The organism is Okeania sp. KiyG1 (assembly GCF_014132355.1).
In the GTDB taxonomy this organism is placed as follows: Bacteria; Cyanobacteriota; Cyanobacteriia; order Cyanobacteriales; family Microcoleaceae; genus Okeania.
In genome coordinates, this window is the sequence record NZ_BLZO01000107.1 from 29256 (window position 1) to 49404 (window position 20149).

The following is a 20149-nucleotide window of genomic DNA, read 5'->3' on the forward strand; positions in this document are numbered from 1 at the left end:
ACGAAACCAAAAACTGTGAGGAACGAAACCCAAAAACTGTGAGGAACGAAACCAAAAACTGTGAGGAACGAAACCAAAAACTGTGAGGAACGAAACCAAACAACTGTGAGGAACGAAACCAAACAACTGTGAGGAACGAAACCAAACAACTGTGAGGAACGAAACCAAACAACTGTGAGGAACGAAACCAAACAACTGTGAGGAACGAAACCAAACAACTGTGAGGAACGAAACCAAACAACTGTGAGGAACGAAACCAAACAACTGTGAGGAACGAAACCAAACAACTGTGAGGAACGAAACCCAAAAACTATGAGGAACGAAACCCAAAAACTATGAGGAACGAAACCAAACAACTATGAGGAACGAAACCAAAAACTATGAGGAACGAAACCCAAAAACTGTGAGGAACGAAACCAAACAACTATGAGGAACGAAACCCAAAAACTGTGAGGAACGAAACCCAAAAACTGTGAGGAACGAAACCCAAAAACTGTGAGGAACGAAACCAAACAACTCTATGTATCTGTTGGGTTGCGCTACCGCTTAACCCAACCTACTGTATAACCACCTGCTCCCTGCTCTGTCTTTTGGAGGAGATGTCTATTAGAGTTGTTGGGTTGCACTACCGCTTAACCCAACCTACCGTATAACTACCGTATAACTATATCCATTACCAATTACTCAACAATGCAAACTATCAAATCACAACAATCAGGGTCAACATCAACACTAACAGTCAAAACTCCCACAATATCATTAGTGCATGGCATTCCCGGAAGAGTCAGACTTCGCGTCATGCACTTGAGTCTAGACAAAAACTATACTGACAATGTACAAACATTATTAGAATCAGATATCCACGTCAAACAAACTCGCATTAACCAAGCAGCAAGTTCGATCGCCATTAATTATCAGACCAAAGGCAAATCAGAAACAGAAATACTAGACCATCTTATATCTCTAATAGAAAACGTCGATCGCTCTACCGTAACAATTGCCAAAAACAAAGTTAAATCCCAAACACCACCAGAAACAGAAGACCAAAATGAAGGAGAATGGTCAAGTTTAGTAATACCAAGTCTAGCAACCCTTTTAGCTTTCCTCAGCGGACCATTAAAATTACCAATTTCTCCACAACTGAGTTTTAGCGCCTTGGCCATTGCAGCATTTCCAGTTGTCAAACGCGCTTTCCAGAGCTTATTAATCGAACATTGCCTGAATATAGACTGTCTCGACTTCCTCTCCCTAACCCTCGGTGCCATCCAAGGCAAAGTATTAACCCCTGCATTAGTATTAACTCTCCACGAACTGGGAGATGTAATCCGCGAACAAACAGCCAGATCCACCGAACATCAAACTTCAGACCTGTTAGACGCCATCGGACGTTTTGCCTGGGTAGAAAAAGATGGAGAAAAACAACAAATACCAAGCGACCAAGTCAAACGAGGCGATACAGTTATAGTCTACCCAGGAGAACAAATACCAGTAGATGGAGAAGTATTACAAGGTGAGGCAGTCATTGACCAACAGCAACTCACCGGAGAGTCAATGCCAGTTGTCGGCAAACCAGGTACATTAGTCTATGCTTCGACCTTAGTACGTTCCGGTCAAATTTATATTCGGGCAGAAAGGATAGGCAAACAAACTCGTGCTGCTGCTAGTATCGAACTATTACAAAAAGCTCCAGTACATGACACCAGAATGGCAAATTATGCCTCTCAAATGGCAGACAAATTAATTTTGCCATCCTTGATATTAGCTGGCATTGTCTTAGCCACAACTCGCGACCCCAGTAGAGCTGCATCTATTCTCACCCTAGACTTTGTCACAGGAATTCGAGTATCAGTTCCCACCGCATTTTTGGGAGCGCTAAACCATACTACCAGACACGGTATTTTGGTTAGGAGTGGTCGTACTCTGGAAATGTTAGCCGAAATTGATACTATTGTTTTTGATAAGACTGGTACTTTGACTCAAGGTAATATTGCTGTGGTGGGAGTAGAAACAGTATCAGGACGAATGAGTGCCACAGAAGTTTTGGCTTTAGCAGCTTCTGCGGAACAACGTATTACTCATCCAGTGGCAGAGGCGATCGCTCGTTATGCTCAGGAACAAGGTGTGAATATTTATCCACGGGGTGAGTGGGAGTATAAAGTAGGATTGGGTATTCAGGTAGATATTAATGGTCAGGATGTTTTGGTCGGCAGTGCTAAGTTTTTGACTCAAGCAGGAGTAGATTTAGATTGCTTCTATGAAAATCATCCTTGTTTTCAGGAAAGTTGTGCCCATACTGACCAAGAATGCCCAGTTTCTGAGTGGTTATCTTTGATTTATGTGGCCTGCAATGGCGAGTTTCAAGGGGCAATTCAATATAAAGACCCAGTGCGTCCGGAAAGTATGCCTCTGATTATGAGATTGCAACAAGAATATGATATGGAAGTGCATTTACTGACTGGGGATAACGAGGTCAGGGCGAAGATGGTGGCCACAGAGTTGAAAATTCCAGAGTCTCAAGTTCATGCTGAGGCTTTTCCTGACCAAAAAGCTGCTATTGTTCGAGATTTACGCCGCACCGGAAAAACTGTGGCTTTTGTGGGAGATGGGTTAAATGATTCTGTGGCTTTAGCTTATGCAGATGTGTCTGTTTCTTTTGAAAATGGTTCGGATGTAGCGAGGGAAACAGCAGATGTGGTTTTGATGAATAATAATTTATCTAGTTTGTTGGAGGCGATCGCTATTGCCAAGGAGACTAAACATCTCATCGAACAAAATACTGTTATGGTAGTAGGGCCAAATTTGGTAGCTTTAGGGTTGGCCTCTACAGTGGGACTACATCCTCTCATTGCTACGGTGGTCCACAATGGCAGTGCGATCGCTGCTGGTTTAAATAGTTTACGTCCTCTGGTGCAGCATCAGTTAGAAAGTAGTACATAATAGAAGGGTAGGGGAATAGTTTTTGTAGATATTTGTATATATATTTTGGTTAATTCCAAAAGTTTATTTACCCCACCGAGGAGCTAAGGCTCGGTAGGAATCCCCGTGCCTTTAGGCCGGGGAGGATGTCAACAAACAAACCCCCCACAAAAAAACTAATCTTATCTTCTTCCTTTTTCCTTCTTCCTTCTTCCTTCCTAATTAAAATTAATTATGTCACTTGTTCATTTAAAAAAATCTGTAGTCACTCTTCACCTCCGAGAAATGGTTGAAGATGGTCAAACAAACGATCGCTTTGCCTTATTCGGATTAGGTGCCTTTTTGCTCAGTCCATTAGTTGCTCCTACTGTCACAAAAGTTGCGAGAAAAGTAGTTAAGGATGCGATTAAAAGTGGTCTTTCTATGTATGAACAAAGTCAGGCGACTTTTGCCGGAATTAGTGAAGAGTTTGCCGATAATTTGGCAGAATCTCAAACTAATCGTGGAAATTAAAATTATTAAGTTAGGGGTGAGTTGAATAATTAGATAAAACTTCACCTCTATAGAACCAAAATTGCTTCTATAGAAGTCTAAGAACGACTCAAAATTATAGAAATTTATCGCTTTAGCAAAAAAAATGATTCTGTGTAGACAAAAATCATTTTTTACTCCTAATATCAAATCCGGTTAAATACCCTCATAATCAATGTAAGCATTTCCTGCGGAATGCTGCGCAAACAGCTATTAGCGGTCAGCTGTCAGCTTTTTAAAGAATGAAGTAAAAATTCGTTTAACTTATACTATATTTTCGTAAGTATTTCCTGCGGAATGCTTACTAATCAATAGCTTAAAACCCTGATTATTACGTTATTGGATCTATGTGCAATTAGGCGGATTTGATATAATTTATTGTGAGCTGAATAAAATGTTGAGCAGGTAATTATATCATGTCCGGATAATTAGTGATCAAAAAAACTTTCTCCTTCTTTTCTTCTTTCTTCCCTCCTGAATTCTAAATTCTGTTTGCGGAGCATTCCGTAGGAAATTCAGAATTCTGAGTAGTTTATTTATAACTGTTCAACCGGACATAATATTATTGCTCCATCCAGCTATTTTTCGTTTGTTTTTTATTCCAGTTTTTACAGTTTTTCTTGATTTAACAAATTTAAAGCTATTTGTCTAATTAGGGTTTGCTGATTAAATCTCAAAGTACTGATAAATAAAGGTATTGGCCTTTTTATAATCGAAAAAAGTGTGCCTGTTTCAATTCACTTACCCTCAAAAAGTGAGTATGCGTGGGGTGAGTATGGCAGAAAAATCACTCTAACAATTATTCCTCCTACTTTCTCTGTCTTCCCACCCTCCCCACACTTCCCACACTTCCCACACTCCCCACACTCCCCACCCCCCACACTTTGCTTTTTTCAGCAAACCCTAATTACTGCCAAATTTTCTGGAGCATGAGTTTTCTGATTCTAGATTCATCTTCCTGAAATTGAACATCTAAAAACCAATTTAATTTAAAATCAATTAAAATAAAGCTAAATTTAAGATTGGATTGGAGGATTGAAAATGACCAATATACCTGAATGGGTAAAAACAGAATGGGTGGAAAGACGGCAAAAACAAATAACTGATTTTAAGAGAAATGAATCTCCATTTGAATCAATCTTAAAAATACGCGGAGAAATCGCAGCTTATAGTAGAGCTTTATTACTAAAACATCAAATATTTGAAAAAAAATTTGTGATTTTTGGACAGCCGAGAACAGGAAGTACATTATTGGTTCAATTACTCAATAATCAACCGAAAATTTATTGTGAAAAGGAAATATTAAGTGCTAAAGATTATAGAAAAATGTTATTCCCAAATCTATATATCCAAGGCAGGCGTGTAAAGTTTTCTGGTAAAGTTTATGGCTTTAAGCTGATGATATCTCAATTGCCAGAAGAGCAATATGTAGATCCAGAAAAATTTATGTTTAATTTGTATTACCAGGGTTGGGCAATAATTCATTTAATCCGTAATAATTACTTACGAAGCATTATTTCTAGTATGTTGGCTAGTTCAAGAAACCAATGGGAAGCCAAATCAAAAAGCTCACTAAATTATCAGACAATAAAGATAGATTGCAACAAATTAATTGAGCTTTTGAAACGGAGAGAAATATATCGAGTTAAAGAGAAAGAAATATTAGAAAAACTTGACCACATAAAAGTAATTTATGAAGAAGATTTACTACTAGAAGAAAACCATCAAAATACCTGCGATCGCATTTTTAATTATTTAGGACTGGAGTCAATACCAATAAAAACAAAGTTAGTAAAAACTACATCCAATCAGCTTTCAGATGTTATTGAAAATTATGAAGAATTTGTGGAAAAAATTAGCCAAACTAAATATGCAAAATTTTTGAGCAATTGACTAAGAAGTAAATCAAAGAAAAACTTAACTACAGTGGTTTAGACAAAACTTGAGCGGAAAATAGTCTCAAATTTAGACAGGGAGAGGTTTTTAGTTCAGACAGATCTAAATCTAGCAATGACAAAGGTTTCCAGTATTTTTTAGGTCTTCGACTTTTTTCTCTTGCCTACAACATAAATTAAATTAGATAGAGAATTTAAAAATAGAAAAGTTTATCCTTATAAAAAAGCATAATTATCTACCAATTATGATGTTTGACTAAATTATCCACTTTGACAAAGATACCAAACAGCTTTTATAACAGTAAAAAAAGAAAGCGTTAAATTAATTATGTTTAAATGTATTACAGTTAAAAATTTTAGATGTTTTGAAGAAATTACTATTGATAATATCGAACGAGTTAATTTAATTGGAGGTATCAATAATGTTGGCAAAACAGCTCTACTAGAAGCAATTTTTTTGTTAACAAGTTTAAATTCTATAGAAATTCCGTTTCAATTAAATTTTGATAGAGGAGTATTCCAGCAACAAACTTTTGATGTAGAAGAAGTTTGTGAATGGTTATTCTATAATAAACAAGTAAGTAAAGCCATTGAAATTAAAATAGTAAACGAAAATGATGAAGATAACGAATTAAAATTGAGTTTAGATAAAGCATCAAGCCCAAGATTGTTCCCTTTGCATTTAAGGTCAAATAGTATAAAAACTCTCAAGGATTTAAAACTAGAATTTAAAAAAATGATCAAAAAATCTTGGGATTTACAACATTTTTAATACCAGATCAAGAACAAAAAAAAATAAAGATAGAAATTCAAGAAGACGAAGAACAGAAAGCTAGAGAAATAGAAGTTTTTCCTCCTAGTGTTTTTCTCAGTAGCCGTTTAAGAGTCTCACCAACCGAAGATGCAGAAATATTCAGTAATTTTGAAGCCATAAATCAACAAAATGAAATTATAGAAATCTTAAAAATAATAGAACCAAGATTAAAACGTTTAGCAGTTTTAGTCACCGGAGGAATTCCAATGATTCATGGAGATATTGGAGGAGATTATTTAATTCCTGTTTCATTAATGGGAGAAGGAATGGAAAGATTATTATCTATTATTTTATCGATTATGAATGCACCAGAAGGAACTGTATTAATTGATGAAATTGAAAATGGCATACATCACTCAATTATGGAAAAAGTTTGGCAGTCTATAGCTGTAGCAACTAGAATATCTAACACTCAACTTTTTGCTACTACTCATAGTTATGAATGTATTAATGCTGCTCATCAAGCATTTTCTAACTCCGAATTATATGACTTTCGTTATTTCAGACTAGAGAGAGAAAAAGAGACTAATATTATCAAGAGTTTAGTTTATGACAAAGATAATATTGAGACTTCTTTAGAACTTAACCTGGAGATGCGTTAATGAGCCAAATTCAAACAACAATTGAAAAGTCAAAGTTGATTCTTGGTGAAGGAAAAGAAGATGTAATGTTTTTATCTCAATTAATTGAATATTTAGAAATTAATAATATCCAAGTTAATTCTTATGGAGGGAAAGATAACCTTAATAATTACTTGAAAACCTTGCCTTTAATACCAGGCTTTTCTAATTTGCGTTCTTTAGGAATTACTAGAGATGCTGATAAGTCATTCGATGATGCCTCTAAAAGTATTGAATATTCTCTCAAGCAACATAAATTGAATAAAATAGAGAACTTAAAAATAGAAAAATTTATCCTTCCAGACAACAGTTCTTCAGGAATGCTAGAAGACTTATGTTTAAAATCAATACATACTGATGAAATTAGTTGTATTGAAGATTTCTTTCAGTGCATTGAGACAAAAGCAAGAAGAAAATTTAATAAGACTTCTAAAGCTAAAATACACGCCTGGTTATCTACTCAAGAACATCCCAATAAACGTCTAGGTGCAGCAGCTCAAGCAGGTTATATTAACTGGGATAACGAAGCTTTTGAAAAACTGATTTTTTTTATAGAAAATCTTTAAATAGAGTGTAGCCATTCAGCTATTAGCATTTCCGTTTGTCATGCTCCGCAAACAGCATTCAGCTTTTGAGCGTAATGTAATATAGTAAAGTTAGCTTGTTACCTTTTTCTTTCCTAGTGAATGCTGCATAAACATCATTTTGAATTCTCCTTCTAAGATAATAAGTTAATAGCTGATAGCTGACTGCTGAATTCTTACAATAGAGTTTCCCCTACTACAGTTTTTTTCACTTCTTTTTGACAGTATTAATTAAATTAATTGATTTTAATTTTTTAACTAAACTATCTAACTCAACTCATGTCTGTTTAATTAGCGAACGAAAACTACTTTCTCCTCTTTCTTACTTTTCTCTCCTCATTCCTGATATTAAATCCGTTGGCTTCGGAGTAATATAATTCCGTCGATTTTCATACAATGCGTAAGAGCGTTAGCGGCAGCTTTGCATTAGCAAATGGCCATTCGCCCCTACAATATAGGGCGAATGCCATTCGCTCCTACAATATAGGGCGAATGCCATTCGCCCCTACTCTTATCTTTAAATACTGAATAACACCCATGCTACAGGATTTGATATGACTCCTGACTCCTCCATAAATAATTTTCCATTCTAACTCTCTCGAAATAAAGCAATGAGAGAGTATAAATTACCAAATAATTAAGGTATAAAGGCTCTCCATTCATGGAGAAAAAAGCGGTCGTTTTGCTTCGCATAACTACGTTAACGCTGCGCGACATGTTTGCGCAGCATGACAAACAGAAAAAGCGCAGCGCACCCGTTGGGTGGGATGCTGAGGAAACCTAGCCATATCCAATCGACCAAGAGAAGAAAAAATCTTTTTAACCAATCATCTTATTTATAAGAAGAGGTAATTCTCAATTCTAAATTCTCAATTCTAAATTCTAAATTATTGAACAGTAATCTATGGAGTTGCCGACTTATTTGCATTCAATTCTTGTTGAGAATATACACCTGCTTTTAAGTTAGATTTATGTTGTGCTTCTGCCGCTACTTCCGCCTTAGCCTCCGCCACAATATCCCCGAATACTTCTACTGTTTCTGCTAGAGCACCTTTAGTTTTTTCCAAGAAAGAAACACCCGTTTTAATAGTTGCTTTAGCGACAGGTTTTAACAAAGGCAAAAGAACTGGAGTTAATACAATTGCACCTACACCTACTGCAATCGGAACTCTATTTTGAATAACAGTTTGTTTAACTTGTTGAGGAAAGTTTTGAGTTGCTTGTTGCCAGGTTTGATTAGCTACCACAGGTAAATTTTGTACCACTGATTCTGGTAGATTTTGATTAGTTTGTTCTACCATATTAATGCTCTCCTGATTTTAGTATTCTTAGTCTTAAAAAATAATTATAACAAAAAACACGAACGAGGGTAATTAATTTTTTATTAAATTTTTGTTGCTATTTATTTTCAACAATAAAATATAGCAGAAGGAAGAAGGAAGAGGGAAGAGGGAAGAAGGAAGAGGGAAGAGGGAAGAGGGAAGAGGGAAGAGGGAAGAGGGAAGAGGGAAGAAGAAAAAATATTGCTTTGTCTGAGTTTTAAGCTATGGATATGTCCACGGCCTTTCCTTCGAGCTATATTATAATAACTCAGAATAAACTACAATAATTAAGATTAAACTTATATCCCATATATTTTAAAAATACTAAAATTTTACACCGAGTTCACTTAAATATTTAATAAATAATTTTAAGAGTGAAGAATGTGGCAAAGTAGATGAACTTTTGCTATAAAGCCTTTATTATATCAACTTGATATGAAATTAATTTACCAAAAAATTAAGGTATAAAGCCTCTCCTTTCAAGGAGAAACAAGAAAAAAAATTCATAATTAGTCAATCCTCTTCTTTTCAAGGAGAGGTAATTGTTAATTATTAATTATTAATTATTAATTATTAGAGCTGATTTATAAAGTCAATATTAAGAAGCTGAACTCCTGACTATACTTAGGTTTAGCAAGTTATCGTCCACTAACCCCTAAATTACTAAAAGCTATGTATTATAGGACTTTCAGCTAAGTTTACAAATCAGCTCTTAATTATTAATTATTAATTATTAATTATTAATTATTGAACGGAGCTTCCCTCCAAACTCTAGTTTAACAACTTAAAAATAACCTCAATAAACCCGATCTATTTTATGAAAAATAAAATTTTAGCCCTTGATTTTGGTGGCACAAAGTTAGCAGCAGCAGTATTAAATGCTGGCGAAAGAGAATGGCAAAACTATCAAAAAACTTTTTCCCCTCCCCATGCTTGTGCTCAAACAGATATTGAAATAATGCAAACTATTTCTCACAACCTCCTCAAAGGCGAAAAACCTTCTGCTATAGGAGTCAGTTTTGGCGGTCCCGTAGACGCAACAACAGGTACAGTTCGTCTATCCCATCATGTAAAAGGTTGGGAAAATATTCCCCTCAAACAAATCTTAGAAACCGAATTTAACTCACCCGCAATAGTTGATAATGACGCCAACGTAGCAGCATTAGGAGAACATCGTTTTGGCGCTGGTCAAGGATATGACAACTTACTCTATATTACTGTAAGCACTGGTGTCGGTGGAGGTTGGATTCTCAATGGCAAACCATGGCGGGGTGTTCAGAGTATGGCAGGAGAAATAGGTCATGTCACAGTCGATCCAGAAGGTCCAATTTGTCTTTGTGGTAAACGTGGTTGTGTGGAAAGATTAGCATCAGGTCCTTATATTGCCCAACAGGTAAGAGAACAGTTGCAATATCAACCTCAAGAAGGGCAAATTTTGCGGAGTTTAGTAAATAATGATTTAGAAGCAATAACTGCTCAGGAAGTTAGTCAAGCAGCTATTCAAGGAGACAAAATTGCCATTAAGGCGATCGAGTTAGCTGGTTGGGGTTTAGGAGTAGGTATTGGGAATGTAGCTAATTTAATTAATCCCGAACGGTTTATTTTAGGGGGTGGGGTGATGAAAGCAGGTGAATTATTGTGGGAAACCCTACAACGAGTAGCAAGAGAAACAGCTTTACCAGAAGTCAATTTTGAGATTTTACCAGCAGCATTAGGTGATGAAGCACCTTTGTGGGGAGCAGTAGCATTAGCTGAGGATCTGTTCAACAATTAATAATTAATCAGGACTTAGGCAAAGGCACTATTTATAGAGTGCAAGTACTATTGGACAATAGTTTTGAACACTATATATGGCGTATCTGCGTAAGTCCTATGAATTATTGTGGGAAACCCTACAACGAGTAGCAAGAGAAACAGCTTTACCAGAAGTCAATTTTGAGATTTTACCAGCAGCATTAGGTGATGAAGCACCTTTGTGGGGAGCAGTAGCATTAGCTGAGGATCTGTTCAACAATTAATAATTAATCAGGACTTAGGCAAAGGCACTATTTATAGAGTGCAAGTACTATTGGACAATAGTTTTGAGCGCTATATATGGCGTATCTGCGTAAGTCCTATGAATTATTGTGGGAAACCTGACAAAGAGTAGCAAGAGAAACAGCTTTACCAGAAGTCAATTTTGAGATTTTACCAGCAGCATTAGGTGATGAAGCACCTTTGTGGGGAGCAGTAGCATTAGCTGAGGATCTGTTCAACAATTAATAATTAATCAGGACTTAGGCAAAAGCACTATTTATAGAGTGCAAGTACTATTGGACAATAGTTTTGAGCGCTATATATGGCGTATCTGCGTAAGTCCTATGAATTATTGTGGGAAACCTGACAAAGAGTAGCAAGAGAAACAGCTTTACCAGAAGTCAATTTTGAGATTTTACCAGCAGCATTAGGTGATGAAGCACCTTTGTGGGGAGCAGTAGCATTAGCTGAGGATCTGTTCAACAATTAATAATTAATCAGGACTTAGGCAAAAGCACTATTTATAGAGTGCAAGTACTATTGGACAATAGTTTTGAGCGCTATATATGGCGTATCTGCGTAAGTCCTATGAATTATTGTGGGAAACCTGACAAAGAGTAGCAAGAGAAACAGCTTTACCAGAAGTCAATTTTGAGATTTTACCAGCAGCATTAGGTGATGAAGCACCTTTGTGGGGAGCAGTACAGGGCCAACGCATCTAATTTTTTTGACAAATGACCAAGAAGATAATTTCAAATGGAGACTATGCGATATAGCTGCCGCTAGGCTCCGCCAACGCGTTTGCGTAGCATTCCGTAGGAAAGCGGACTGGAAGTCTATCGCTTCTCATATCACCATCAAAAAATACCCAAACTTTCAACTGTCAAAACTATCAAATAAATTTCATAATTAATACTTAAAAAAAACACTCTTAAGCTGAATATTAGAGTTTCCGTATTGGATAATTATCCTAGTAATAATAGAAATTTTCAACAATGAAACTCCAACCCAAAAAGAGTATTTATGAGTATTTTAGTGAACTAGAAGACCCGAGGGTAGATAGAACTAAACGTCATCAATTAATTGATATTATTATAATTACTATTTGTGCTGTAATTTGTGGTGCGGATACATGGGTGGATATAGAAGCTTATGGTGAGTCTAAATATGAATGGCTAAAAAGTTTTTAGAACTGCCTAATGGTATTCCATCTCATGATACATTTGCGCGAGTTTTTGCACGTCTAGACCCCGAACAATTACAGAGTCTGTTTTTGTCATGGATTAAGTCAGTAAGTCAAATAACTGAAGGAGAAATAATAGCAATAGATGGTAAAACTCTCAGAGGTTCTTTAGACCCGAAAAAATCAAGGGAAACCTATTCACATGGTCAGTGCCTGGGCAACGGCAAATCGCCTGGTTTTAGGTCAAGTAAAAGTAGATAATAAATCAAACGAAATTACTGCAATTCCTAAACTTCTCAAGGTTTTATCTATTTCTGGTTGCGCGCGTGACCATTGATGCGATGGGATGTCAAAAAGAAATTGTTAAACAAATTACAGCACAACAAGCTGACTATGTAATTACTTTGAAAAAATCAAGGTTATTTTTATCTGCATAGTAGAAAAATTGCTAAATAAATTATCTAACAATGTTGGAGAAAAAAGCCCGCGTAATGTGATTACTGTCAATCTGATTTAACTCATGGTCGTATCGAAGGTCGATACTATTATATGGTGAGTAATATTTCTGAAGAAGTAGACCCTTTTGGGGAATGGAAAAATCTCAAATCAATTGGCGCTCCTCGATTACTTTCGCTCTGAAAAAGATGGAAAAATCACTTGTGAACGAAGATACTACATCAGTAGTTTATCAAATAATGCACAAATTTTAGCTGAAGCTATACGAGGCCATTGGGGAATTGAAAATCAATTAAATTGGGTTCTGGATGTTCAATTCCAGGAAGATGATTCTAGAATCAGAAAGGATAATGCTCCTGAAAATTTAGCAGTAATTAGACAAATAGCATGAAATTTATTAACAAGCGAAAAAACTGTAAAAACTGGAATAAAAAATAAACGAAAAAGAGCCGGATGGAACAATAATTACCTCCTCAAAATTTTGTTCAGCTCATAATAAATTCTGATGGCAAATAAGTGAAAACATTCGGTATGATGATTTTGTTTGAGTAATAGCAGAATTAGAATTATTATTGATTGTGCTTTGATTACTTAAGCGTGATTGCAGACTGTAATATCTGGAATAAAATTCAAGGCTATTTCTATTTTATAGGTGTTTTTTACCCTTGTTTTAACAATGGCCAAAATATTTAGGTGTTAGCGGAGCTTTGCGGAGCGCAATCGCTTAAAAAACTATAGCGTTAGCGGAGCTTTGCGGAGCGCAATCGCTCTATTTAACATACGCTATACATAGTGTCTTTGCGTAAGTCCTGCTATAAATACTCCCGTATCAGTTATCGATCAAGGTTGGACGCGATCGCTTACTCGAAAATAGCGTTTGTGGAGCGTGAGCTAAGATGTCTCACAGTATCCATTCTCGGAATGTACCTCTTGGTCTTTTGTCAAAAAAATTAGATGCGTTGGCCCTGGGGAGCAGTAGCATTAGCTGAGGATATGTTCAACAATTAATAATTAATCAGGACTTAGGCAAAAGCACTATTTATAGAGTGCAAGTACTATTGGACAATAGTTTTGAGCGCTATATATGGCGTATCTGCGTAAGTCCTATTAATAATTAATAATTAATAATTACCTCAACAGATGTCTAATGGTAAAGTTTTGTAAAATAGAGTAATTTATATTTATGAAACGACAACTAACAGAAGGCAGAGTCGGCCCACTATTAATAAAACTAACACTGCCTATGGTTTGGGGAGTATTTGCTGTAATAGGATTCAATATAGTTGATACCTACTTTGTGGGTCAACTGGGAACAAATGAACTAGCAGCAATGAGTTTTACATTCCCAGTCGTAATGGTATTAGGTAGCGTATCAATGGGTTTAGGAACAGGTGCTTCTTCCATAATTGCTAGAGCTATTGGAGAAGGCGATCGCCACAAAGTAAAACGACTTACCACTGACAGTCTAACTTTATCCCTACTGATAGTCGGAATATTGGTAATTTTAGGCTTAACAACTATCGACCCCCTATTCACAGCTTTAGGTGCAAAAGCAGAAATTCTCCCTCTAATTCGAGAATATATGCAGACTTGGTATTTGGGAGTAATTTTTATAGTAGTGCCAATGGTCGGTAACAATGCTATTCGTGCCGCTGGTAATACATTTATTCCTAGCGTAATTATGATTTTAGCAGGTGTTGTCAACGCTGCGCTAGACCCGATATTAATCTTCGGAGTGGGCAAAATTCCGGCGATGGGTTTACAAGGAGCAGCATTAGCAACAGTTATCGGAAGAGCAACAACTTTGATTGCCTCTTTACTCTTTCTGCATTACCGCGAACGCATGATATCTTGGAGTTTTCCAAATTTTAATCTCCTGCTCAGAAATTGGCAAAGTATCCTTTATATTGGTATACCTGCTGCTGCCACAAATATGATTACACCAATTTCGATTACTTTTATTACTAGCTTGATAGCTAGTTATGGTGTCGCAACAGTAGCTGGTTTTGGTATTGCTTCTAAGGTAGAGTCGTTTTCTATAATTGTCCCAATAGCATTATCTGCCAGTTTCAGCCCATTTGTCGGTCAAAACTGGGGGGCAAAAAAGTACGACCGCGTATATTTAGGTTTGCGTTTAGGATTTCAATTTTGTCTGCTGTGGGGAATTTTGCTGGCGATCGCTCTTGGTGTAGGAGGAAGTTTAATTGCTTCTATATTCGACCCAAACCCAGAAGTTATAGAAATTGCTGCGAAATACTTGTTGATAGTACCTATTAGTTATGGTGCTTCTGGGATGATTTTAATTTCTAGTGCTACTTTTAATGCTCTGGGTAAACCTTTGCCTTCTGTAGTGATGACGATGACAAGAATGTTATTTTTGTATGTACCTTTAGCATATTTAGGAAGTTGGTTATTTGGAGTAGATGGTATTTTTGCTGCTGCTTGTTTTGCTAATTTAGCTGTTGGTATTGGAGCTTATATTTGGAGTCAGAAAACTTGTACCTTGAAAATGACAGCTCAACAGGAAAGAGTAGAAAATATTCCAGAAGTTGTTACATCCTTTCACAGAAGTCAAAAATAGTTATTTATTTGAGAGGATTTGAGAAATCGTATTGTATCATGTCTCTTGTAAGCATTCAGCTATTAGCTGTCAGCTCTCAGCTCTCATAACGGAGTTGTAATGAATAATGAGACTTAATTAGGACTTACACAGTAGAACCTATTTTCGTCATTGCGACCGAGAGCTGATTTATAAACCACATCGTCACAATCAAAACCTTGTAGGGACCTTGCATGCAATGTCCTTACAGTGGTTTACCCAAATCAAAACTGCTGTAATATTAGAAATATGTAGTATTAAAAACCCAAAAATCTTTAATTTCATGTCTGGTTAAATACTTACAAACAATTAGGGAGAGGTCAATACCTAAATCCTCAACTTTTACACTACATTGTGAAACACAGAATTTAAGTTGCATAAAATCAGTAATTCTATCTGATGTAGTAGTAGGTGGAGTGAAAAACTCAGCCTACCAACAAAAGGTTGGGAATTTTGGACAAAACCGAAATTGTAAATCTACTCTATAGCCAACTGATTATGAATCAAATTCATTCATACACACTACCTAAATTGAAAGTCCCTGAGAAAACTCCAGAAGGATTCAAACTAATCCCTGAGAATAGCCAGAAACCATATCTATTTCCCCACTTTATTGTGAATTGTTTTGCTTCTGCAGTTATTTTCTCTTTTATTGGTGGGTTTATATATGATTTTTCTAATAATCTCAACATAGCTGTTGCTATTTGTGGAGCTGGATTCATCTTAACGTTTTTAGCAAACGTTTGGAGTTTACGTCTGTACAACAAAAGAACATTTGAACATTCTGGAAAACTGCTTGTTTCTGAGTATCCTTTAAAATTAGGGGGTAGCTATCAAATTCGGTATCGCCGTCCCTTGCGTTTGGGTGCTACTTTGAATCAAAATGCTTGCTTGAAAGCAGTGTTAAGGTGTTCAGAAGTAGTAACTTATTATATTGGAACCGATCCAGAAACCGTTCGACAAATTATTCTAGAAAAGCCTTTAATTAACCAAACTGTACTCGCAGATACTCAAGGCATTGAATTTAAAGCATCAATTGAAATTCCCAACAATAGTACCCCATCATTCCGGGCAGATCATAATAGTATTTTGTGGACAATTGAAGTAGACCTGAATCAAGAAGAACTGGTTTCTACAGAGAAAACAAACAGAGCAGTTTACGGACCTGATTGGGATTACATTTCATTGAGTTTCCCCTTTACTGTAGACCCCATATTAGCAAGTTAATTACCTCAAATTACCGAAAATCCTATTAAGCATTAACAGACAAAAACTATGATAACTATTCAACTCCAAAATGATGTGATTGAAGTGGGTAAACAGCTCTCCGGAAAATTCTCTTGGGACAGAATTTAAGTTGCATAAAATCAGTAATTCTATCTGATGTAGTAGTAGGTGAAGTAAAAAACTCAGCCTACCAACAAAAGGTTGGGAATTTTGGACAAAACCGACATTGTAAATCTACTCTATAACCAACTGATTATGAATCAAATGAATTCATACACACTCCCTAAATTGAAAGCCTCTAAAAATACTCCAGAAGGATTCAAAATGATCCCTGAGGATAACCCGAAAATACTTCTAGTTAGCTGCTTTATTCTAAATTGTATTTTTTCTGCAATTGGTTTCTTTGGTCTTGGTGCACTTATATATTATTTCTCTAATAATCTCCAGATAGCAAAAGTTACCTGTTTAGTTGGATTCATCTTAAAGTTTTTATATTCAGCAGTTTGGAGTTTACGTCTGTACAACAGAAGAAAATTTGAAAATCCTGGAGAACTGCTTGTTTCTGAGCATCCTTTAAAATTAGGCGGTAGCTATCAAATTCACTATCGTCGTCCGTTGCGTTCGGGCGCTACTTTGAATCAAAATGTTTACTTGAAAGCAGTGTTAAGGTGTTCAGAAGTCGTAACTTATTATGTTGGAACCGATCGAGAAACCGTTCGACAAATTATTTTAGAGGAACCTTTAATTAACCAAACGGTACTAGCAGATACTCAAGAGATTGAATTTAAAACATCAATTGAAATTCCCAACAATAGCGCCCCATCATTGCAGACATATAATAATTGTATTTTGTGGACAATTGAAGTAGAGCTGAATAAAGAAAAATTGGTTTTTATAAAAAAACAAACGTAGAAGTTTCTAGGAGGGAATTGGATTACGTTTTATGTACTTTCCCCTTTGCTGTAGATCCCATATTAGCAAGTTAATTACCTCAAATTACTGAAAATCCTATTAAGCATTAAGAGACAAAAACCATGATAACTATTGAACTCCAAGATGATGTAATTGAAGTAGGCAAACAACTCTCCGGAAAATTCTCTTGGGCAGGAAACATAACTCCACACGAGATCAACCTCAAAGTAGGTTGGCGTACTGAGGGGCGAGGTAATGTTGATACTAAAACAGTTTATTCTAATTCTTTTGTAGGAACAACACATTCCACTTTTAGCTGCAAAATTCCTGCTTTGGGTCCTGTATCCTATGATGGAGAAATTATCCGAGTGATTTGGGAGGTAATTATTGCAACGAAATTTTCCAGAAAATTAAATAGCAAAGAAAAAGGAAAAAAAGTGAAACTGTTTCGAGTTATTCCCAGAGGAGCATAAATTGTGTGGATTAACCCTTACGAAAGACTAGGATTACGTTGTAACCCTTTTACTGCCGAACAAACTCCTGGTGTTACAGAAGATTTGTGGCTAGACCGGGGTTTTTCCCAGCCTCCTCAACCTAAAGGACGGGTTCTTTTTCAATTCATTGGAGAAAAAGGAGCTGGAAAAACCTCTCATTTACTCCACTGGCGCAAAACAGACTGGAGGATCTTACACTTATTATCCCCCTGGGTGGGGAAGGTGGCAAATTCCTCCTGTCGAACCCATTACCTATTGGGATGAAGCAGACCGCATTCCCATACCTTTACTGTTAGCTGCACTAGCTCAAGCTTCTTACCAAGGGGCAACTATTGTAGCTGGAACCCATGAAGATTTGTCTTGGGTAGGGCGTTTTGTGCGGCTCAAAGTTAGGACAATTAGATTTCATCGCCTTACTCCAGAGACTATTCTTGCTTGGGCTGAGAAACGCATTCAAGCAGTTACACTACCAGAAGTGAAACAGGTAGGATTAAAATTAGACCGAGCAGATATTGAGCCAATAGTAGCGAATGCTGGTGCTTCTTGGCGCGAAGTGGCAACTTACTTGCACATTTGGGCTGCTAGAATAGCTATAGCAGGGAACAGGCAACAGGGAACAGGCAACAGGGAAGAAAGATAAAAGTACCTCACGCTTACTGAGAAACACTATAAAATAAAGTCGTAAGGAGCCATGTAAGAATAAGTTGTACAAATTTTAATTGATGAACCACATCTTCACAAGCAAAAATCGTGTAGGGGCGCCATTAGGAGCTTTGTGGAACGCAAATTCCATTCGCCCCTACAAATGGTGCTTTAAAAGTCAATTTGCGTAAGTCCTGACTATGATAATTCTGAACTTAAAATATGGTCAGCTTTTAACGTTACAACAGTTGGTAGATTTATACTAAAAGTAGAGCCAAAACCAACAGAGCTTTCTACCGTAATTTTTCCACCCATCATTTCACAAAATTTTTGACAGATAGAAAGCCCCAAACCAGTTCCACCATACTTACGAGTCGTAGAGTTATCAGCTTGTACAAAAGGCTGAAACACTTTTTCAATCTGCTCTGGAGTCATACCTATACCAGTATCAGTTACACTAAAAATTATCCGATCTAATACCCGATCGCTTGAAAGATGACCTGACCCTATTTCCAATGTGCTACTACCATTTCCATTTTGCTCTATGTTGTCCTCCCGAACTACTTTTAAAGTGATGATACCTTCGTGAGTAAACTTGCTAGCGTTGCTCAATAGGTTAATCACAACTTGCTTAATTTTCGTTCGGTCAGCAACCATAGTTCCAATTTCGCTACTACAATGCATCTCAAAAGAATTACCATTTTTCTTCATCAGTGGTTGTACAATGCATTGAACTTCTTTTATTAAAGTCAAGATATCAAATTCTTCTTCATATATAGTCATCTCGCCTGATTCTACCTTAGAAATATCTAAGATATCTTGAATAATTGTTAGCAGATGTAAACCAGAGCTTTTAATTTGCTCCAGGTCTGGAATAAATTCTTCATAGCCTAAATCTTCAGCATCTTCTCGCAGTAGATCGCTATAGCCAATAATAGCGTTAAGAGGTGTTCTCAGCTCATGGCTCATACTAGCAAGAAACATACTTTTAGCTTTATTAGCACCTTCTGCAGCTTCTTTTGCTTGCTTCAACTCTATATTAGCTAACTTACTTTCTGTAATATCTCTAACAATAGCTAAAACTTCATTTTGACCACTTGCCAATATTCTTGCTTCAAAATGATGACGTTTTCCATAGACAAACCACTCATATTCAAATATTTGAATATCTCCTGTTTGCAGCGCTTCCTCAAGATATTGTAAATATTGTTTTGCAACATTTTCTGGCAAAACTTCGGAAACTTTTTTACCTATTAATTCATCCCTAGACCAGGGTAAATTATTTTTTCTAGAAGGTTTATAGTAGAGAAAAACCCCATTCTTGCTGAATCCGAAAATTACATCTGGGATAGCATCAAGCAGTGCTCTATTTTTAGCCTCGCTTTGCCGTAAATCTTCTGCTCTTTGTTTTAGATCGCGAATTAGCTCCTCTTTGCTATGAATTAGTTCTCTAAGTTGATAAGTCATACTATTAAAAGACTTTGCCAATATAGCTAATTCATCTCCAGTACAAATCTCCATCTTCTGAGTTAGGTCTCCAGAAGCAAAAAGTTTAGTAACTACAGTCATTTCCTGTAGAGGTTCAGTAATAGAGCGACTAATTAACAATGCCAGAAAAGTTCCTGCAGTAGCAGCGATGGCTGCTACTATCAGACCTTGATTACGCACAGCAGCAATTTTTTGATTTAAAGGAGTTGTAGATAAACCTACACTCACAGCTCCCAGTCTTTTCCGCCCAATAACTACTGCCTTACCAGCAAGCAGTTTAGTAGAACCCCACTCAAAAATTGTTTCATCGCTCTCTAGTAAACGTTGGCCAAAAGGATCGGGTTTAATATTGTAAACCAAAACATCTTCACCATAAGCATCAGCAACTATTCTTCCATCTTTCTCGTAAATACGGCCTGCCGCTAGTACTTGATCTTCTCCAAGCTGCTC

18 protein-coding genes and 1 pseudogene are annotated in these 20149 nt (G+C 36.5%); 14 read left to right on the top strand and 5 right to left on the bottom strand.

Going from position 1 to position 20149, the window contains the following annotated elements; translation table 11 throughout:
• The first annotated feature begins 690 nt into the window (after positions 1-690).
• From SAGCYANO_RS25165 to SAGCYANO_RS25185, 6 genes are all read left to right on the top strand, one after another.
• Positions 691-2937: a heavy metal translocating P-type ATPase gene (locus SAGCYANO_RS25165; RefSeq protein WP_202222597.1), complete on the top strand. Its 2247-nt coding sequence runs from the start codon at positions 691-693 to the stop codon at positions 2935-2937.
• A gap of 213 nt (positions 2938-3150) precedes the next feature.
• Complete coding sequence (locus tag SAGCYANO_RS25170) at positions 3151-3429, top strand: hypothetical protein (RefSeq protein ID WP_202222598.1); 279 nt, start codon at positions 3151-3153, stop codon at positions 3427-3429.
• Between the two features lie 1059 nt (positions 3430-4488).
• Positions 4489-5340, top strand: coding sequence for a hypothetical protein (locus SAGCYANO_RS25175; protein WP_202222599.1), 852 nt, complete (start codon positions 4489-4491; stop codon positions 5338-5340).
• A 330-nt stretch (positions 5341-5670) separates the two neighbouring features.
• Positions 5671-6114 carry an ATP/GTP-binding protein gene (locus tag SAGCYANO_RS45595; RefSeq protein ID WP_237396666.1) on the top strand — a complete coding sequence of 148 codons (444 nt, stop codon included), beginning with the start codon at positions 5671-5673 and terminating at the stop codon, positions 6112-6114.
• A complete protein-coding gene (locus SAGCYANO_RS45600; RefSeq protein ID WP_237396667.1) occupies positions 6093-6758 on the top strand; it encodes an ATP/GTP-binding protein in 666 nt (221 codons plus the stop codon). Before SAGCYANO_RS45595 ends, SAGCYANO_RS45600 begins: the two co-directional genes overlap by 22 nt.
• Positions 6758-7342, top strand: a complete 585-nt coding sequence (locus tag SAGCYANO_RS25185) for a DUF3226 domain-containing protein (RefSeq protein WP_202222600.1) — start codon at positions 6758-6760, stop codon at positions 7340-7342. The genes SAGCYANO_RS45600 and SAGCYANO_RS25185 overlap by 1 nt, the downstream gene beginning before the upstream one ends.
• A 920-nt stretch (positions 7343-8262) precedes the next feature.
• Here the strand turns inward: SAGCYANO_RS25185 and SAGCYANO_RS25190 are convergent.
• Entirely contained in the window at positions 8263-8661 is a 399-nt protein-coding gene (locus SAGCYANO_RS25190) for a DUF5132 domain-containing protein (RefSeq protein ID WP_202222601.1), read from the bottom strand.
• 838 nt (positions 8662-9499) lie between these two features.
• Here SAGCYANO_RS25190 and SAGCYANO_RS25195 point away from each other — a divergent pair.
• Together SAGCYANO_RS25195 and SAGCYANO_RS25200 are read left to right on the top strand one after the other, a co-directional pair.
• Entirely contained in the window at positions 9500-10456 is a 957-nt protein-coding gene (locus SAGCYANO_RS25195; RefSeq protein ID WP_202222602.1) for an ROK family protein, read from the top strand.
• A gap of 76 nt (positions 10457-10532) precedes the next feature.
• Complete coding sequence (locus SAGCYANO_RS25200; protein ID WP_202222603.1) at positions 10533-10700, top strand: hypothetical protein; 168 nt, start codon at positions 10533-10535, stop codon at positions 10698-10700.
• Positions 10701-10796: 96 nt separating this feature from the next.
• On the opposite strand, the gene SAGCYANO_RS25205 is transcribed toward SAGCYANO_RS25200, so the two are convergent.
• The 3 genes from SAGCYANO_RS25205 to SAGCYANO_RS48030 form a co-directional block, all read right to left on the bottom strand.
• On the bottom strand, positions 10797-10940 hold the full coding sequence (locus SAGCYANO_RS25205; RefSeq protein WP_237396668.1) for a hypothetical protein: 144 nt from the start codon (positions 10938-10940) through the stop codon (positions 10797-10799).
• A gap of 100 nt (positions 10941-11040) precedes the next feature.
• Complete coding sequence (locus SAGCYANO_RS25210; RefSeq protein ID WP_237396668.1) at positions 11041-11184, bottom strand: hypothetical protein; 144 nt, start codon at positions 11182-11184, stop codon at positions 11041-11043.
• Between the two features lie 100 nt (positions 11185-11284).
• Positions 11285-11416 (bottom strand): hypothetical protein, encoded by a 132-nt coding sequence (locus tag SAGCYANO_RS48030; protein WP_255502699.1) that lies wholly within the window; start codon positions 11414-11416, stop codon positions 11285-11287.
• 277 nt (positions 11417-11693) lie between these two features.
• Between SAGCYANO_RS48030 and SAGCYANO_RS25215 the strand changes: the two are divergent.
• The 6 genes and pseudogenes from SAGCYANO_RS25215 to SAGCYANO_RS25240 all read left to right on the top strand — a co-directional run bounded on the left by SAGCYANO_RS25215 (position 11694) and on the right by SAGCYANO_RS25240 (position 18209).
• A pseudogene (locus tag SAGCYANO_RS25215) lies at positions 11694-12833 on the top strand (ISAs1 family transposase).
• 687 nt (positions 12834-13520) lie between these two features.
• On the top strand, positions 13521-14918 hold the full coding sequence (locus SAGCYANO_RS25220; protein ID WP_202222605.1) for an MATE family efflux transporter: 1398 nt from the start codon (positions 13521-13523) through the stop codon (positions 14916-14918).
• A gap of 516 nt (positions 14919-15434) precedes the next feature.
• Positions 15435-16163, top strand: a complete 729-nt coding sequence (locus tag SAGCYANO_RS25225; RefSeq protein ID WP_202222606.1) for a hypothetical protein — start codon at positions 15435-15437, stop codon at positions 16161-16163.
• Between the two features lie 210 nt (positions 16164-16373).
• The gene (locus SAGCYANO_RS25230; protein ID WP_202222607.1) at positions 16374-17075 is read left to right on the top strand and encodes a hypothetical protein; all 702 of its coding nucleotides are present in this window, start codon (positions 16374-16376) and stop codon (positions 17073-17075) included.
• A 122-nt stretch (positions 17076-17197) separates the two neighbouring features.
• Positions 17198-17548, top strand: a complete 351-nt coding sequence (locus SAGCYANO_RS25235; RefSeq protein WP_202222608.1) for a hypothetical protein — start codon at positions 17198-17200, stop codon at positions 17546-17548.
• A 148-nt stretch (positions 17549-17696) separates the two neighbouring features.
• Positions 17697-18209 (top strand): hypothetical protein, encoded by a 513-nt coding sequence (locus SAGCYANO_RS25240; RefSeq protein ID WP_202222609.1) that lies wholly within the window; start codon positions 17697-17699, stop codon positions 18207-18209.
• 200 nt (positions 18210-18409) lie between these two features.
• On the opposite strand, the gene SAGCYANO_RS25245 is transcribed toward SAGCYANO_RS25240, so the two are convergent.
• Positions 18410-20149 (bottom strand): ATP-binding protein (locus tag SAGCYANO_RS25245; RefSeq protein WP_202222610.1); only part of this gene is annotated, 1740 nt, incomplete at its 5' end.

Excerpts from the sequence above, each read along its gene's own strand:
- SAGCYANO_RS25170 (WP_202222598.1), top strand. The coding sequence starts at position 3,151 with ATGTCACTTGTTCATTTAAAAAAATCTGTAGTCACTCTTCACCTCCGA.
- SAGCYANO_RS25195 (WP_202222602.1), top strand. The coding sequence starts at position 9,500 with ATGAAAAATAAAATTTTAGCCCTTGATTTTGGTGGCACAAAGTTAGCA.
- SAGCYANO_RS25190 (WP_202222601.1), bottom strand. The coding sequence starts at position 8,661 with ATGGTAGAACAAACTAATCAAAATCTACCAGAATCAGTGGTACAAAAT.
- SAGCYANO_RS25165 (WP_202222597.1), top strand. The coding sequence starts at position 691 with ATGCAAACTATCAAATCACAACAATCAGGGTCAACATCAACACTAACA.
- SAGCYANO_RS25200 (WP_202222603.1), top strand. The coding sequence starts at position 10,533 with ATGGCGTATCTGCGTAAGTCCTATGAATTATTGTGGGAAACCCTACAA.
- SAGCYANO_RS25220 (WP_202222605.1), top strand. The coding sequence starts at position 13,521 with ATGAAACGACAACTAACAGAAGGCAGAGTCGGCCCACTATTAATAAAA.
- SAGCYANO_RS25185 (WP_202222600.1), top strand. The coding sequence starts at position 6,758 with ATGAGCCAAATTCAAACAACAATTGAAAAGTCAAAGTTGATTCTTGGT.
- SAGCYANO_RS25225 (WP_202222606.1), top strand. The coding sequence starts at position 15,435 with ATGAATCAAATTCATTCATACACACTACCTAAATTGAAAGTCCCTGAG.
- SAGCYANO_RS25235 (WP_202222608.1), top strand. The coding sequence starts at position 17,198 with ATGATAACTATTGAACTCCAAGATGATGTAATTGAAGTAGGCAAACAA.
- SAGCYANO_RS48030 (WP_255502699.1), bottom strand. The coding sequence starts at position 11,416 with ATGCGTTGGCCCTGTACTGCTCCCCACAAAGGTGCTTCATCACCTAAT.
- SAGCYANO_RS45595 (WP_237396666.1), top strand. The coding sequence starts at position 5,671 with ATGTTTAAATGTATTACAGTTAAAAATTTTAGATGTTTTGAAGAAATT.
- SAGCYANO_RS25175 (WP_202222599.1), top strand. The coding sequence starts at position 4,489 with ATGACCAATATACCTGAATGGGTAAAAACAGAATGGGTGGAAAGACGG.